The sequence below is a fragment of the Bradyrhizobium sp. 197 genome, assembly GCF_023073375.1.
GTDB lineage: Bacteria > Pseudomonadota > Alphaproteobacteria > Rhizobiales > Xanthobacteraceae > Bradyrhizobium.
The window spans coordinates 1-15,695 of the sequence record NZ_JADPJJ010000146.1; the positions used below are offsets into that span (position 1 = coordinate 1).

General features: G+C 60.0%; 17 protein-coding genes and 1 pseudogene. 7 read left to right on the forward strand and 11 right to left on the reverse strand.

Going from position 1 to position 15,695, the window contains the following annotated elements; genetic code table 11:
• Positions 1-955: 955 nt before the first annotated feature.
• From IVB27_RS33935 to IVB27_RS33970, 8 genes are all read right to left on the reverse strand, one after another.
• The gene (locus IVB27_RS33935; RefSeq protein WP_247360228.1) at positions 956-1,825 is read right to left on the reverse strand and encodes an ABC transporter permease; all 870 of its coding nucleotides are present in this window, start codon (positions 1,823-1,825) and stop codon (positions 956-958) included.
• Entirely contained in the window at positions 1,818-2,678 is an 861-nt protein-coding gene (locus IVB27_RS33940) for an ABC transporter ATP-binding protein (RefSeq protein WP_247447135.1), read from the reverse strand. The genes IVB27_RS33935 and IVB27_RS33940 overlap by 8 nt, the downstream gene beginning before the upstream one ends.
• Positions 2,675-2,818, reverse strand: coding sequence for a hypothetical protein (locus tag IVB27_RS33945; protein WP_247447136.1), 144 nt, complete (start codon positions 2,816-2,818; stop codon positions 2,675-2,677). The genes IVB27_RS33940 and IVB27_RS33945 overlap by 4 nt, the downstream gene beginning before the upstream one ends.
• A gap of 126 nt (positions 2,819-2,944) precedes the next feature.
• On the reverse strand, positions 2,945-3,733 hold the full coding sequence (locus IVB27_RS33950) for an ABC transporter substrate-binding protein (RefSeq protein WP_247447137.1): 789 nt from the start codon (positions 3,731-3,733) through the stop codon (positions 2,945-2,947).
• Between the two features lie 21 nt (positions 3,734-3,754).
• Positions 3,755-4,681, reverse strand: a complete 927-nt coding sequence (locus tag IVB27_RS33955) for a TauD/TfdA dioxygenase family protein (RefSeq protein WP_247447138.1) — start codon at positions 4,679-4,681, stop codon at positions 3,755-3,757.
• A gap of 302 nt (positions 4,682-4,983) precedes the next feature.
• Entirely contained in the window at positions 4,984-5,610 is a 627-nt protein-coding gene (locus tag IVB27_RS33960) for a hypothetical protein (protein WP_247447139.1), read from the reverse strand.
• A gap of 27 nt (positions 5,611-5,637) precedes the next feature.
• A complete protein-coding gene (locus IVB27_RS33965; RefSeq protein ID WP_247447140.1) occupies positions 5,638-6,057 on the reverse strand; it encodes a SidA/IucD/PvdA family monooxygenase in 420 nt (139 codons plus the stop codon).
• A 68-nt stretch (positions 6,058-6,125) separates the two neighbouring features.
• A complete protein-coding gene (locus IVB27_RS33970; protein WP_247447141.1) occupies positions 6,126-6,422 on the reverse strand; it encodes an FAD-dependent oxidoreductase in 297 nt (98 codons plus the stop codon).
• Positions 6,423-6,792: 370 nt separating this feature from the next.
• Between IVB27_RS33970 and IVB27_RS33975 the strand changes: the two genes are divergently transcribed.
• The 3 genes from IVB27_RS33975 to IVB27_RS33985 are packed head-to-tail and all read left to right on the forward strand — an operon-like array spanning position 6,793 to position 9,276.
• Entirely contained in the window at positions 6,793-7,629 is an 837-nt protein-coding gene (locus IVB27_RS33975) for a class I SAM-dependent methyltransferase (RefSeq protein WP_247447142.1), read from the forward strand.
• Between the two features lie 45 nt (positions 7,630-7,674).
• Positions 7,675-9,018 (forward strand): LLM class flavin-dependent oxidoreductase, encoded by a 1,344-nt coding sequence (locus IVB27_RS33980; RefSeq protein ID WP_247447143.1) that lies wholly within the window; start codon positions 7,675-7,677, stop codon positions 9,016-9,018.
• A 45-nt stretch (positions 9,019-9,063) separates the two neighbouring features.
• On the forward strand, positions 9,064-9,276 hold the full coding sequence (locus tag IVB27_RS33985) for a hypothetical protein (protein ID WP_247298893.1): 213 nt from the start codon (positions 9,064-9,066) through the stop codon (positions 9,274-9,276).
• Between the two features lie 750 nt (positions 9,277-10,026).
• On the opposite strand, the gene IVB27_RS33990 is transcribed toward IVB27_RS33985, so the two are convergent.
• Both IVB27_RS33990 and IVB27_RS33995 read right to left on the reverse strand, forming a co-directional pair.
• A complete protein-coding gene (locus IVB27_RS33990; protein WP_039800203.1) occupies positions 10,027-10,650 on the reverse strand; it encodes an NUDIX hydrolase in 624 nt (207 codons plus the stop codon).
• Positions 10,651-10,801: 151 nt separating this feature from the next.
• Positions 10,802-11,290 (reverse strand): GNAT family N-acetyltransferase, encoded by a 489-nt coding sequence (locus IVB27_RS33995; protein ID WP_247447144.1) that lies wholly within the window; start codon positions 11,288-11,290, stop codon positions 10,802-10,804.
• Positions 11,291-11,805: 515 nt separating this feature from the next.
• Between IVB27_RS33995 and IVB27_RS34000 the strand changes: the two genes are divergently transcribed.
• A complete protein-coding gene (locus tag IVB27_RS34000; RefSeq protein ID WP_247447145.1) occupies positions 11,806-13,023 on the forward strand; it encodes an MFS transporter in 1,218 nt (405 codons plus the stop codon).
• 435 nt (positions 13,024-13,458) lie between these two features.
• Positions 13,459-13,751 (forward strand): annotated as a pseudogene (locus IVB27_RS34005) (chorismate mutase).
• Between the two features lie 85 nt (positions 13,752-13,836).
• Here the strand turns inward: IVB27_RS34005 and IVB27_RS34010 are convergent.
• Positions 13,837-14,694, reverse strand: a complete 858-nt coding sequence (locus IVB27_RS34010) for a protein-L-isoaspartate O-methyltransferase family protein (RefSeq protein WP_247447146.1) — start codon at positions 14,692-14,694, stop codon at positions 13,837-13,839.
• A 118-nt stretch (positions 14,695-14,812) separates the two neighbouring features.
• On the opposite strand from IVB27_RS34010, the gene IVB27_RS34015 reads away from it, so the two are divergent.
• Positions 14,813-15,397 (forward strand): hypothetical protein, encoded by a 585-nt coding sequence (locus IVB27_RS34015; RefSeq protein ID WP_247447211.1) that lies wholly within the window; start codon positions 14,813-14,815, stop codon positions 15,395-15,397.
• Entirely contained in the window at positions 15,397-15,660 is a 264-nt protein-coding gene (locus IVB27_RS34020; protein WP_247396694.1) for a hypothetical protein, read from the forward strand. Before IVB27_RS34015 ends, IVB27_RS34020 begins: the two co-directional genes overlap by 1 nt.
• Positions 15,661-15,695: the final 35 nt, after the last annotated feature.

Here is a 15,695-nt window from a genome sequence, read left to right on the forward strand (position 1 = left end):
TTCGTTGGCAGATGCGGCTCTATCTGAGCCCACTGCTTGTCGTTGAGCCAGAACAGTCCTTTGCGCATCGAAGTCCCCCGTGCCGAATCAACTTGGCACGAGGGAATCAGAACTCGCTAATCAGGTACAGACCCTAGGTCCCGATCTCGGACCATGTTTCAACAAGTTGCGTACCAACCGTCAGGAAATGGAACGAGGAGCGAGGGGCCGTCCTCGTTGTTATCGTTTGCAGCTTCGGGCCTGCCGGTTGCTAGAGGCTCGGCGGCGAGCTCTTCCACCTCAACGGCACTCGCCGCGTGACGCCCGGCGCACCTTAAATCGCTTTGCATGAACAAAACTCCCCACCGGGGTACGATCAAATATGGAGCGTCTTCAAAGATTTCGATCAAAAGGTTACGACGACAAAATATCAGGTCTCCTTCCCAAGCGATAGGAGCGCGACCCTGTCCTTTCCGCATCCTTATCGTGCAGCGCCATCGGCGTTGCAGTGCAGCCAAGAGTCGCCCCTCATCGTTTGAGCAATGGGCGCTAGTCGCAACGGCGAAGCTCGCTCGCCACAGTCACGTCCATCTCAGACAGCGTACACACAATGTTGAAAGCCGCCGCCGTGATGCTTTGCGGCGGGAGGTGATCGGCCGTCACGACGTCGTCATGGAGCAGCTCGTAGGTAAGGTCATCTTCGTTCTCGAGCCCACTGTTTCGCGAGCACGTAGCACTTTTGAGCCTAGGCCAGAACCGGGGCGCGTCTGCATGTCGTTCTCCTCAACCGCCTCAGCATTGCGCTCGACAGCCTGTGCGACCAGGTCCATCGCGCCGCGCTCTTCATCGGGCGAGCGCGACCATTTTCGGCCGGATCACGATCGGCCGCGGCTCGACGATTGGGGGCAACGTCTGGGTGACCGAAGATGCGCCGCCAAACAGCTTCGTGACGCCGGCTACGGCCCGCAACAACGGGCTAGGCCGCTACGGGCGCCTTCCAGCGCATCAAGCGACGTTCCAGCGCCTCGAGGATCGCGTTGAAGACGAGGCCGATCACGGTGATGCCGAGGATGCCGAAATACATCTGCGGGATCAGGAAACTGTACTGGCTGTTGATGATGAGATAGCCGAGCCCGGACTTGGCACCGACCATCTCGGAAGCGACCAACACCAGCATCGCGGAAGCGCTTGCCAGCCGAATGCCGACGAAGATGGTTGGCAGCGACGCCGGCAGGATCACCTTGCGGAACAATTGGCTTGGCGTCGCGCCCATCGTCCGCGCCGACTTGACCAGCAGCGGATCGACCTGCCGCACGGCCGCGATGGTGTTGAGCAGCAGCGGCCAGGCGCAGCTATAGACCACCATCGTGACCTTCGAGAGCTCGCCGATACCGAGCAACAGAATGAACACCGGCAGCAGCGCCAGCGGCGCCGTGTTGCGCGCGATCTCGATGGTCTGGTTCAGCAGATCGCCAAGCCGGGCGTACCAGCCCGTGAGCAGGCCAAGCGGCACCATCAGAACGACCGCAATCAGGAATCCGCTCAGCGCCCGCAGCAGGCTTGCGCCGACGTCCTCATAGAGTTCACCGCTCTGCGCGAGCTGCCAACCCGCGGCGATCACCTCGGAGAACGGCGGCAGGAACGTCACGTCGATCAGACCCAACCGCGGCGCCGTCTCCCAGACGGTCAGGAACAGCAGCAGCAGCAGCGATCGCTGCCCGATGGCACCGAACCATCGCGCGAAGTCGCCCGGCGCCGCGGTACGCGCGCCGGCGCGTCGTGCGGCTCGGTCCTTCGGACTTCCCTCGGCCAGCTCCAGCAGCGTCAGCACCTCCAGATTAGACATGAGCCAATTCCTTCGCCTTTGCGACGCCCTCGCCGTCCGCTGCGGGGCCCTGAGCTCCTTGCGCCTTCAACACCTCGTCGCGCAGCAAGGACCAGACCTCGTGCCGCACACGCCCGAACTGAGGCAACGAGCGGACGTCCTCGGTTTCGCTATGCAGTTCGTCGGGAATATCGACGATCTGCTTGATGCGGCCGGGACGCGAAGTCATCACCGCCACGCGCTGGCCGAGGACGACGGCTTCGTCGATGCCATGCGTGATGAACAGGATGGTCTTTCCGGTGCTGCGCCAGATCCGCAACAGTTCGCCTTGCAGCGTCTCGCGCGTCTGCGCGTCGAGCGCCGCGAACGGCTCGTCCATCAGCAGCACCTCGGGATCGTAGGCGAGGCTTCGCGCGATCGCGACGCGCTGCTTCATGCCGCCCGAGAGCTCGTGCGGATAGCGGTCGGCAAAGCCGGACAGCCCGACCAGATCGAGATAGTGCAGCGCCTTCTCCCGCCGTGCCCTGGCCTTCAGGCCGGCGATGTCGAGTCCGAACTCGACATTCTGCGCGGCCGTCCGCCAAGGAAACAGCGCGTATTGCTGGAACACGATGCCCCGGTCGCGCGCCGGCCCGTTGATGGCCTTGCCGTCGAGCAGGATCCGCCCGCTGCTCGGCAGCGAAAGGCCGCCGAGCAGGTCCAGCAAGGTCGACTTGCCGCAGCCGCTCGGCCCGACCAGCGCAAGGAACTCGCCGGGCCGGACATCCAGCGTGATGTCGTCCAGCGCGGTGAAGCGTTGCGCCGGCCCGCCATCCTTGCCCCGGACCAGGAAGTCCTTCCGTACATGTTCGAATCTGATCTTGGTCGTAGTCATTTCGCCTCCGCGGTCTTGCCGGGGCGGAAATAGTTGAACTCGTTGGTGTAGAGATCAGACGGCCTGAGCTGGTCCGGCTTCAAGAGACCATCCTTGATCAGCCAGTCGATCCACACCTGCAGCTCGGCATCGCCGATCACGCCGCCCTTGGTCGCAACACCCGTGCTCTTCCAGTACTTGATCGGTGTGGCGTCCTCGTTCCGCTTGCGATCGGCGATGATGCGCTCGAAACGGGCGCGAACTTCCTCCGGCGGCGTCGTCTGCGCTCAGGCGATGGCACGCGACACGCCCTCGACCAGCCTGCGCGAGGTGTTGGGATTGTCCTTGATGAACTTGTCCCTCAGCACGTACGACCCGCCGGTGAAGTTTCCGAAGATGTCGGTATCGGCAAACAGCCTGCGGATGCCGCCGCGTTCGAGCGCCTTGTCGCGCAACACGCCGTTGAGCGTGGCCACCTCGACCTGTCCCTGCCGCAACACCTGCTCGCCGGTGACGGGCGGGATCGCGACCAGCGTCACCTGCTTCGCATCCGCCGGCGTAAGGCCGTTACGAGCCAAGTATTCGCGCAGCACGAATTCGAGATGTGCACCGAGCGTGTTGACCGCGACCTTCTTGCCGATCAGGTCCCGCGCGGTCTTGATCATGCTGTCATCCTTCACGTAATAGCCGTTGTAGGTGCTGTCGTCCGACCCGTAGTAGCCGACCACTGCCTTGATCGGCGCCCTGGCCGCGATCAGTTTGATGATCGCCCCATAGAACGCGCCGCCGATGTCGACGTCACCGGTCACCACGGTCTGGATGTCCTGCGGACCGCTAATGGTGTTGCCGATCCATTTCAGCTTGAGCGGGGCGAGATAGCCGAGATCGTCGGCCAGCTCGACGAACGTCACCTGTCCGGCCCAGCCCTGGTAGCGGATCTCGGTCTTTTCGAGCTGCGGCTCGGCCATGGCGCTGCCGACGAGTCCCGTAAGCCCGAGAGCGGCGAGGCCAAGTTGCTGTCCTCTTGCACGCAGACCGGCAACCAGGCGACCCAGCGCAGAGATAGCGATTTCCATTGTATTCACTCCTTGCTCGTTTCAGGCGGCCTTCGCCTGCGGCTTGGATGACTTGACGCGAGTGACGCTGTTGCGGCCGTCGATGCTGACCGGCACTTCACCGTCGATGGTTGCGCGCCGGACGACGCGATGCTGGTCGCCGTAATCGTTGACCGCGTAGTGCTGGGTGGCTCGGTTGTCCCAAATCACCACGTCTCCTTGGCGCCAGCTCCAGCGTACCGTATTCTCGGGCGCAGTAATGTGGGACTGGAACAGGTCGAACAGCTTCTGGCTGTCGTATTTCGACAGGCCGACGAAGCGCTGGACGAAATTGCCAAGCACCAGCGTCCGTTCTCCGGTCTCGGGATGGATGCGAACGACGGGATGCTCGGTCTCGTAGATCGTACCGGTGAAGACCTCCTCGAAGTGCTTCCTGTCGGCTTCGCTCGCGCGGGTCTTGACGGCGTAGTCATAGGCGTTGCTGTGCACCGCCCAGAGTTCGTCCGCGAGCTTGCGCAGCGGCGCCGGTAGATCGAGATAGGATGCCGCGGTGTTTGACCAGATCGTATCGCCGCCGAACTCGGGGATCACGACGCCGCGCAGCACGGAGATCTTCGGGTAGGCGTCGACGAAGGTAACATCGGTGTGCCACTGGTCGGCGCGGCCGCCGCCGCGTCCGGAATCGAGTTCCAGGATCGACGCCGTTCCCTTGGTCGCGCCGATCGTCGGGTGCGGAACCAGTTTGCCGAGCCTCACGGCAAAACTCTCCTGCCCCGCGTCGTCGAGATGGTTCTGGTCGCGGAAGATGACGACTTTGTGCTCGAGCAAAACCTGGTTGATCGCCGCGATTGTCCAGTCCGGGAGATCGCCCGAGAGCTTGATGTTCCTGATCTCCGCGCCGATACGTGCCGACCGCTTGACGATATCCGCGCGCGGAATGACGTTGTCGATGGTGATTGCGTCCGTCATGTCATTTTCCCCAAGATCGCGATCCCGTTTGGACAAGGCTCCGCCGTTCGCCGATCGCTGATGCGATGGCGGAGTAAATACACAGCTGATGGTCGTGATCGATCCTCTTGCAGTATCGCCGTCTGCTCTGGCGGCGATCGGGTCTGGCGGGATCTTCCCCGAGAGACGGCATCGATGCAGCCTCTCGCTCAGTCACAGGATGCTAACTCAAGACTTTCGGAAATAGCTTCCAAAGTTGGACGAAGGTGGAAAATAGTTGCACGCACCCGCACGACGTATCCGATTGATATCTGCGCTTTCTGCTATTCAGCCGCGACGACGCTCTGCGTGCGCCACACCGCAGGCGCATAAAGTGCAGGTTCGAAATCGTCGGCGATCGGCGCATTGATGCGGGCCTCATGCGAGGCAAGATCGTCCAGAAAGAGATCCCTGCTGATTTGCGCGACGACGGCCGGGATATCACGCTTGAAGCTCGGGACGTCTCCAATTGGCAAGCCGAAGCTCACGAATGCCGCAGGGTTGAAGACGTGGATGTTACGGAGATAAGGCGCGCGGCCGGGTGCCTTCTCGAGGAATTCGTGCCCCGACCCGAGATAGGGATGTGCGCCTAGGGTCTCGTCCTGCTCGTCCGCAGAAGGCGAAAAGCGGTCGCGCCACAACAGGATGTTATCGGAGAAGGCTGCCAGCTCCGGTGTTTTTGCGAGATCGACCCGATAACCCGTACCGGCGATCACGAAATCGAATGCGATATCGCCATGCGGCGTGGTCGCAAGCAGCCGCCGCCCGAACGGCTTGGCCGACGTCCACGGCGCCGCCAGATGAAGGTGGAAATTCGGGAACTTGACGGCGCGCGCGACCGCATCAGGCGGTGGCGTGGATCCGGCACGGCGGAAACGGATGGCCTGGTGCCAGCGAAGAGCGTCCGGCAACGATCCGCAATTGTCGTAAGCTCCCGGTTAGCCGCGCGTCCTGATCACCGGCTCCGAGGCAAACCCGTCGCGCCGCGCGAAGAGATGCACCTCCCTCGCCCCGGCTTCGAGCGCCACCGCTGCCGCGTCGAATGCGGAGGCCGCGCTGCCCAGCACCGCGACTGACCTGTCGCGCAGCTTCTCGAAATCGATCGCTTCCAGCGCATGAGCGTAAACCTCTTTTGGCAGATTGCGCGAGAGCACGTCGGGGACGGACGGACCGCCGTTACTGGGGAAGCCACTGGCAAGAATGATCTTGCGGGCCGTTTCCGTTCGCGCTTCGCCGGCCAGGTCGAGATGAAGCCGCACATGGTCAGCGGCCGGCTCGACACGGAGAAGCCGCGTCCGGTAGCGTACGTTGATGCGAAGCGTGCTGCGATACCAGTCGAGGTAGGCGGCCCAATCCACCCGGGCAATGCGATCGATCGCTTCATACGCGGCGGCGCCGTGGCGGGCTTCATACGAGGCCTGGAAACTCAGCCTGTCAAACCGAGCTCAGGCCCGGGCAACCGCTTCGGCGTACGCAGCTTGTTCATGCGCGCGCTGCTCAACCAGGGGCCGGACGAAGCAGCGTCGCCGGCGGCATCGATCAGGGTGACCTTGCCGATGCCGGCACGACGCAACGCAAAGGCGAACGCGCTTCCGGATTGCCCGCCGCCGATGATGGCGACGTTGTGATCGATCCCCTGACGGTCAGGGATCCAGTTCTGCGGATCGGGTCCAATCAGGCGCAAGGTCTCGCGCGCCGCAGTGTCGACATCGGACTGAAACATATTCGCACCTCGATTGTTCAGCATCAAATGCGGTCAAATCGTAGAAGCGAACGATACTCAGTCAATGAAATGGAATCGGCTTTGTTTTTCAACCCGCACAACGAACCCATCGCCGGGCTACGGCGTGTTGAAAGATTTGCGTAGTGTCGTGGAGCGAGCCAGAGACCGGGCGAGACGCTCGGCATGCGCGGGCATCCAATTGGCACGATCAGTTTGCAACATCATCTCTTCCAGGGATGCGCGCCGCTAGATTCATGCTCGCATCACACCGAACAATGCAAATCAATTTCATCGACATTCCTCGTTCCGACAACATAAACGTCGTCCAATCAAGCCGTCTCGTCGGCCCGTTGGAGATTTGAGAAGCACGATGTCGACCTCCGGCGTCATCAGCCTTGAACGAGACACACCCGAGCATGCTCGCACCTATGAGCAGGCCGGCATCCTCCAATTTCATCACGGTAAATTCCTCGTCGGCCCGCTCGCATTGAAGGCCGGGAATCACGTGCTCGATATCGGTGCCGGTACGGGCCGCCTTACCGAATTCGTCGCAGAACTTGTCGGCCCTGACGGCCGTGTGACCGGCATCGATCCTCTCGAGAACCGTATTGCCATCGCGCGTCTCCGCGCGTCGAAGACGTTGACATTCGCGGTCGGCCGTGCCGAAGACCTTTCGCGCTTTGAACCTGCGGACTTCGACGCCGTCTATCTCAACAGCGTGTTCCATTGGATCGCGGACAAGCGGCGAGCCCTGCACGAAATCCACCGCGTTCTCAAGCCGGGCGGCCGGATCGGGTTGAACATTCAGGACCCGACCAAACCTCACGAGTCCCGCACCGTGCTTCTGCAGGCGATCGAACAGGCTGGGTTCGCCGAGAGGAGTGGTGAAGCGCACCGGGTCCTCGGAGCCACCGACGACGAGCTCAAAATGCTCTTCGTTGAGGCTGGTCTCGTCGATTACCGAAGCGACCTGCGTTCACTGGTCGATTTTCATGACGACGTGAGTTCGGCGCTCGCATGGTCCGAGGCTAGCGCATTCGGTAACTTCCTCGGCGGCTTTTCCACAGCGGAACGGGAAGCGATCGAGCGCGCCTTTGCTGGCTTGGTCGAGGCGAAGCGCACCCCGGAGAGCCTCCGCCTGGAGCGATATCTGCGCTTCGCGTTCGCTCGAAAGCCGGAGCCACGGGATTCCTCTCCGGGTCTTTAATCGTTCAAGTCTCACCATTGGCCATCGCATCGGGACAAACGAACCATGAGCAACCAACGCCAGCTTGTTCTAAATCTCTTCATCTATCCGGGCGGCCATCACGAAGCCGCGTGGCGCTATAAGGGATCTGAACCGGACCGCATCCTCGACATCACCCATTATCAGGAGCTGGCGCAACGGGCCGAAGCGAGCAAATTCGACGCCATCTTCTTTGCCGACGGGCCGGCGCTGGCCGACAACGTTCGGTACGCCCAGCGCCTTCGTTTCGAACCAATCACCTGGCTCGCAGCGATTGCCGCCGTCACGAGCCGTATCGGGCTGATCGCGACGGCGTCAACGACCTATACCGAGCCGTACAATCTGGCACGGCTGTTTGCGTCTCTCGACCATCTCAGCCGGGGTCGCGCCGGCTGGAACATCGTCACCACCGGTGCGCAGCAGGCCGCACAGAACTTTGGGTTGCCTGAACATCCGCCTCACCACGAGCGCTATGAGCGCGCCCGCGAATATCTCGACGTGATCTCCCGGCTGTGGGATAGCTGGGAGGATGACGCGCTCGTCAACGATCCGGCTTCTGGCATCTTCGCCGACACCAGCAAGATCCACACGCTCGACCATATCGGCAAGCATTTTCGCGTTCGTGGCCCGCTGAACATCTCGCGGGCGCCGCAGGGACGGCCGGTCTACGTACAGGCCGGCTCTTCCGACGACGGCCGCGCGTTCGCCGCCCGGTTCGCGGAGGCAATTTTCACGGCGCATCAGACACTGGAGTCCGCGACGGCGTTCTATGCCGACATCAAGCGCCAGGCCCGCACCTTCGATCGCAGTCCCGACGAGATCAAGATCCTGCCCGGCATCAGCCCCTTCATCGGCAGCACGCAGGCTGAAGCCGATCGACTTCAGGACGAATTCAACGAGCTGATCCAGCCCGAATTCTCCCTGACGCAGCTGCGTCAGCTGATCGGCCTCGACCTCACCGGCTACGATCTCGATGGCCAGGTTCCCCGGGATCTCATTGACACAGCGAGCGCGCGCGGAGTCGCAAGCCGCTTCAAGCTCGTGGTCGATATCGTCGACCGCGAGAAGCCGACCATTCGCCAGCTGGTGCAGCGCCTCGCCGGCGCGCGCGGCCACTGGGTCATTGCCGGCACGCCGGAGAAGATCGCGGACAACATCCAGACCTGGTTCGAGGGCGGCGCGGCCGATGGCTTCAATGTTATGCCGCCATGGCTGTCCGGCGGCTTCGATACCTTCGCCGAGCAGGTCATCCCGATCCTGCGCAAGCGCGGCCTGTTCCGCGAGGACTACACCGGCACGACCTTGCGCGAGCACTACGGACTCGCGCGGCCGGCCAGCGTCTACTCCAGCGCAGTCAAGGCGATTGCCTGAGACTGTTTCCGCACCCACATCCAGACTCGCGAACAGCAAGCTGACATGAAGACGGCGTTCTTTCTCCTCTCCAGCCTTTTGGCCATTTTCCTCCTCGCCGCCGGGTCCTATGTCGATTTCTCAACAGGTGCTGAAGCCAACAACGCCGTGTTCAAGTCCGAGATCGACTCCATCCTGATTCGTACAGTCGTGTCGGCCTTCTTGCTATTAACGATCGGGCTGGCCAACTATTTCATTCTAAATCGACGCGACCGATAATAAGGTCCGGTTCTACGCGAAGGGCGGCCGACCGCGTCAACCGACGCAATCCCAAGGACCGAGTGTTGGAGAGTCGGCAGAAATGGGCGGTCGTTCGCCAAGGGCTAGTAAGTTCAGGTTGCGGGAGCAAACACGGTTTCTTGCGATTGATCGACAGTATAGTTCCGCGACGGATTGCGTGGCGTAAATGTCTTCCGCTCGCCGGTCGCAACGTCAGGCGACAGAAACGACGTTTACTGGGTGCCGGACGAGGATTTCGCGCAGAGCTTGAAGGACATGCCGAGGCAGATGCGGGTTGCTGCGGGATCCCCCTCGCCGACCGCTGACGCGGCGCGTGGACAGCCTCCCGATCATCGGCGCCCATCCCAAGCACGGGGCAAACGCATTTGAGCGTGGCATAGAGGCGGTCACCAATGCAGTCGAGTTTCAGCGCCCTTACGTTTGTTGGTCGACGTGATCGCTGATGAAGCTGCTTGACCAGCATCAGCTACGTTGGGCTGCGATGACGCAACCGAAACCATTGAGCGTTCTGCGCACCGACCGCTCTACACCACCGAATGAGTGCCGAAGGGCTCGGTCGCGATCTTCACTAAAAGCGAAGATAGCGACCAGCAACCGACTTTCAAAGCACGCGCAAGGCGCCGTGGTTGATGGCGCCCGAATGATTCTCTCTGTCATGCGGAGCTCTTCATTCGGCAAAATCGTTGCTGACGGAGGAAAGAGTGCGGACCGAGAGAATGGATCGAGCTCTCAATCGAAGAAGGCAGGTCTGTTCGCGTCAGCTGCGAATGCGAAGGCTGCTTCAACGTCACTCTCGATAGTTCTACCTCGCGACAGCGGAGGTAGACGATCTTTCGGGAAAAAAGTCGCCTCGCTCGTCTCCAATCTGGGCCGGGTCTCACCGCCTGAGAGCCTATCGCAAAGAAAGAAAACTTTGTAGAAATCCCGGACATCAGGCGAATAGGAAGCGCCGGCCTTGTGTCGGACCCCGTAGAGGCGACGAACAGACACTTTTAATCCGGCCTCTTCGTACAACTCCTTTGCGATATTTTGGGCAGCAGAAAGGCCAACGTCTGCAAAGCCCCCAGGCAAGGCCCAAAGACCATCGCTCTTCTCACGGACCAGAAGAACCTTGTTCTCTTCTACGATCGCTCCGCGCACATCGACTTTCGGTGTCGCATAGCCCTTCGCGAAATCAGAGACGAGCCTTTCTATCCTCTCGATGGGAACACTTCCCAAGTCGGCGAGCATTTCATTGGCTATAGAGGCAATCTCCTCGTAACGTTCTCGATCAAATTGATCTCGCGCAAAATGGAGCCCACTAGATGCAATAGCTTGCAATCGTTTCCCAAACGTCAGCCACTGAGGCTCCATAGCGCACTCCGTCATCATTCCGATGATATCATAGCAAACGGCGCATTGAGGCGAAAGCTTATGCTTTGGAATTCAGCCAGAGTCAGCGCAAACAGCGATGAATGACCAATCCCGAGTCGCCGCGCAATATAGCGAAGTCGCACCCGCGGCTCTATCGTGCCATTTCCATGAGGACAATCTCGATCGGATCTCCGCCAAGCCCATGAGAGAAGTAGCCCTTCTGGATGGCCCTGAAGCCATGACGTTCATAGAACCGTTGCGCGTTCAAGGTTGACTCGATTTTGATTGGTCTTGAGTGTTCCTTTGCCGCGGCTTCAAGACCAGCTTTGAGCAATCGCTCACCAATTCCGCGGCCTGCTGCCTTCGGCAAGACGAAAAGGCGGGTCACCTCGCCAGGAACTGAGTCGACGAACCCCAATACCTCGCCGTTCTGCTCGGCTATGATCGTGGTGCCCGCAGCGATGACATCCTCGTAATATTTGGCAGTACGTTCTCCCATCCACCGCTCCAGTTGCTCGGGCTTGTAATGGGTGATTGCCAGTTCTTGAACCGATTGTGCCGTCACGTCATAGAGCGCCTGGGCATCGCCAGTGCAAGCCGCGCGCAATACCGTTTCGCCATCAACTTTTGTGCTGCTCATTGGTGATTCCTTCGCAACCATTCACCAAAACTTATCTCAGATTGTGGCCGCAGCATTCCCGCAAAACTTGCAACGGGATGAGCCAAATTGTGATCTGTAGCGGGTCGCGTGCACCGAATCGCTGCATCCTGACGCTCCGCATTTGCACGCCCTGCCGGGCGAGAAGATGTACGCGTCATGCCAGCGTGAAATATCTCCACTTCGAAGGGGCCAGGCTGCGAGACGTCATACTCGCCGAGCTCGCCGGGGTGGGGTAGATCGACGCGAAAGCATCAAATAAAGCCGCTTTTCGAAACAACAGCGCCGGTTGTAGCGAAAAACCTCCTGGAAGGCTTGTATGATGCGGGGCTTACGCAGATTGGTGCTCGAATATCCCGCCGAACTTGAGATCACACAGGATGTGGAGAGGTGCTGGGGCCGTGGCAGCGCCGTCGTCCCCGGGTATTCAGGCACGACCATCGGCCGCCCCTTATCCTGAGTTGCATGACGGCTTTGAACACCTCGCGATGAACTGAATGGCCAGGATCATGAGCTTATCTCCTCCTGATAAACGAACAAAGCTAATCCTTGCCGCTCTGATGATCGCTGCGTTCGCTATTGGCCTAGATACGTTTGTCATCATCGGGGCACTAGAAGTGATTTCTGGTGACCTCAACATTTCAACCGGTGCGGCGGGATGGATAATCTCAATCTACGCACTCTCCTACGCTGTATTTGCGCCGCTGAATGCCTGGATGTTCCGGGCCGCAAGCCGCCGCAACGTCCAGATCCTATCCGTTTCAATCTTCATCATCGGCAACGTGATCTGTGCGATCGCTCCGAACTTTGCAACCCTTGCTGCAGCTCGCGTCATTTCAGCCTACGGCGCAGCCATGTTCACCCCGGCGGCCACCGCATTGGCAACCGAGCTGCTGCCGCCCGGTAGCAAAGGGTCGGCATTGTCCCTTATCTTCGGTGGTATGACCGTTTCACAAGTTGCGGGTGTTCCGGCGACCAGCTGGATCGCTGATGCCATCGGCTGGCGTTTTGCCTTCGGTTTTGTGGCAGTTGCGGGGCTCCTGGCATTGCTGATCTTTGCCCCTATGATGTCCGGTGTCTCTGCAAAGGCGCCGGAGCGCGGAAAAAGCCCGGCTTCGAAAGACTTTCCCAGGGCTATCTACGGTGTTCTTTCGGTTACCCTATTCGTGGTCATTTCCGAGTTCGTTGTTTACTCCTATGTGAGCGTCATTATCACCGGTTCTCTGCTTACAGGCGTGCCGCTGCTTTCAGCCGCGCTCTTTGCGTACGGTTTCGGAGCTGTGACAGGAAACGCAGCGTGCGGCTTTCTAACCGATCGCTTCGGCCCCTACAAAGTTCTCATTGCGGTGATCGGCGCACAACTAATCGTTCTCGTAGCTCTGGTTGGATTCGGGCATCATGGTGCCTTAACCGTGCTCATCGCATTTCTTTGGGGCAACGCGAGTTACATGTATCTCGTTCCGATCCAGCACCGGCTTCTCGATCTAGCCGGGGAGAGGTCGAAGCTAGTTTTGGCGATGAACAGCTCGACCACCTTCGCAGGAATAGCCATCGGGGCCGTTCTCGGCGGTATCCTCGTCGAAACTAGCGGGGTCACATCCCTTGCTGCAGGGTCGATCCTGATTGGCCTCATCGGCTTCGGACTGGCTGTTGCCTTTATGAGTGAAGTTGCAGCTGCAGAAGCTGCCACTCCGGCAGTCCGTGGGTTCGACTAAGGCATACCACCCTATGACCAGACCTCATAGAGCAAGGGCATCCACCACTTGGCACGCTCGACGATCCTTCACCGCGCCCAAATTAAGAATGCGGTGGCCTGGTCGCGCTGGCCCGCACCGCGGCGGCTGGCTAGGCACCGCGGATGCCGTTATTATGCCGAGCCTGAAAGTGCAGTAACGTACGTGGTTCTTGAGATTGTTGGCCGCCTGGCTATCCAAGACCCGCAGACCTCGATGGCCACATGGGCCAATACTGATTTACTGCGCTCGAGTCAGAAATGCTTTCAATGCCGAGGTGGCGTACTGAGATTGATCGAATTAGTTCAATCAGACCGGGCTGTTAGGGCCCAGTGACTCGGAAAGCCTGAAAATGTTTCAGCCAGAGACCCGGGTGTCCAGCTGGAAAGTATGGTTGCATAGAAAGGAGATGCGAACTTGGAAACTCCATCCGAATTGAACGAACTGCGGAGCAGCATCGACAATCTCGACGCGGCCCTTATCCACATTCTCGCGGAACGTTTCAGGTGCACTCGGCAGGTCGGAAAACTAAAAGCGCGACTTCAATTGCCTTCGGCAGATCCAGCTCGTGAGGAACGGTAGAAAGACTACGCACGCTCGCACAGGCAGCTAGCCTTGACCCAGAGTTTGCCGAGAAGTTCCTATCATTCATTAGCAAAGAAGTGATCCTGCATCACGACCTTACTCGTGGAGCAAACGCCGACGTGTAAAATTGCTCGACCACGCGCGTTCTCGTCGGAGCCGGTGATCTTCAACTTGGCTGAACAGGTATGCGCTCGATCAGTGTAGGTCGTCTTAGCATGGAGGATCACGCTCGAGCCAGAAGCCCGGCCCGCTAAACCACACATTCTCTGAGTCGTTAAATCTCGGCTCACCTACGTGCAACGCGCGAATTGGAAGGTTGCGAAGCGGCAACCCGTCGATCGCGTTATGTAGACGTCTTGCAGCGTCCTCATCGCGTCCACCCGTGCAAGGATAAATAGAGACGGCACCAATGGAAGAGGCCTCGAAATGGTCTCGACGCCGTACCACATGGAGAAGAAAGCCTTTCCAGGTATCGTCGGTCATAGGCATCAGAAGCCGGCCACCTTCGACAAGGCGATCAAGCCAGACACGGGATGGGTGAGTGGCTCCGGCGAACACGATGGCGATATCAACCTTGCCGACATCTACCGCCCGGCCGTCGCCCGAGACGACATCGACCTGGGGCCAGCTCTCGAGGTTCACTCGGGCCCGCGACGCCAACTCTGTGTCGGTTTCGATCGCCGTCACACGACCAGCGGGTCCGACAATCTCGGCCAGCACCGCCGAATAGTATCCGGTGCCGGCACCGACCTGAAGTACCTGCTCGCCGGCGGCGATGTTAAGATTATCAAAATTGCGGGCCCAGAAGCTGGGCATCCCATTGTTGAGGTTACGACTCGCATCGATCGTCACGAGAACGTCATGGTAGAGCCAGCGCGGGTCGTCATCAGGGGTCAGAAATGGGTCGCTGTATGGGTCGGAGATGATGCTCCACGGCCCAGGGCCTACGAATTGCTCGCGCCGAACGGTGGCGAAGGCCTCGATCAGCTTCGGGTTACGCAGGACCGGGACTTTGTATCCCAGGTCTTCTGCATACCAGCGGCGCGCCGCTGCCAACGTGTCGTCCATGAAGGCTCTCCTGTTGCGATACAGACGATGCGTCTGAACTCCGGTCGGGCAGACACGTCAAAAATGTCTTTCTTCGGCTGTCCGCACTGGGCTGGCTGGAGCGCATAGCACTGTGAACATGGAACCATTGACTATCACTCCCCATCCTGCCAACGCGGTCGCCCATGCGACTGATGTCGCATCTGCGATAGATGCCCTGTCCGATATCGATCTCGTGCGGCTCAAAGCTCTTGCACGATTGTGGAGCCGCGACCTGCCGGGAGGGCTCTCCTGGACCGACATCCTCCACGAGGCGATTGCACGCACCCTCGACGGCTCGCGCCCCTGGCCGCCCGGCGTGCCCATCCTGGGCTTCCTGTCGGGCGTGATGCGCAGCATCTGCAACGACCATTGGCGTCGTGCGCGGCTTGAGCAAAGGCTGTTCGTGAGCCGCGATAACGAGGACCAGCGGAGCGGGCCCGGTGGAGATGCCGACGAGGTGCCCGATCCGGAGCGGATCTTGGTTGCCGCACAGACGCTGGCCAACATCTATCGGCTGTTTGAGGGTGATCCACTGGCGCTGAAAATCATCGCAGGCATGGCTGATGGTCTGGCGGCTAGAGAGATTTGCAAGATCCATGAGATGGCTGAGCTCGATTACGACACGACACGACGACGGATGAGGCGCACGTTGCTGCGCCAACACCAGTACTGGAACAAGTGATGACACGCTGGCACCCGAGTCTCGATCTGGAGCGATTGTTCGAATCGCTAAGCGTGGAAATCCTTTCCGCCACCGATGAGGAGGTGCGCCAGATGTCCGACCGGCAAGGATGGAAGGTCGCTAATACGGCTCAAGAGCTCAGAAAACTCATCAGGGCTGCGGGGGCGGATGTTGGCGTGAAACAAGACTGCGACGGGCGCGGGAGAACTGGCGCAGGCGGCAGTATTGGCGCCGTTGAGCAAGCGGAGAAAAATCAGCAATAGACAAAAGTATGCCGGAGGATATCGTCCGCGAGCGT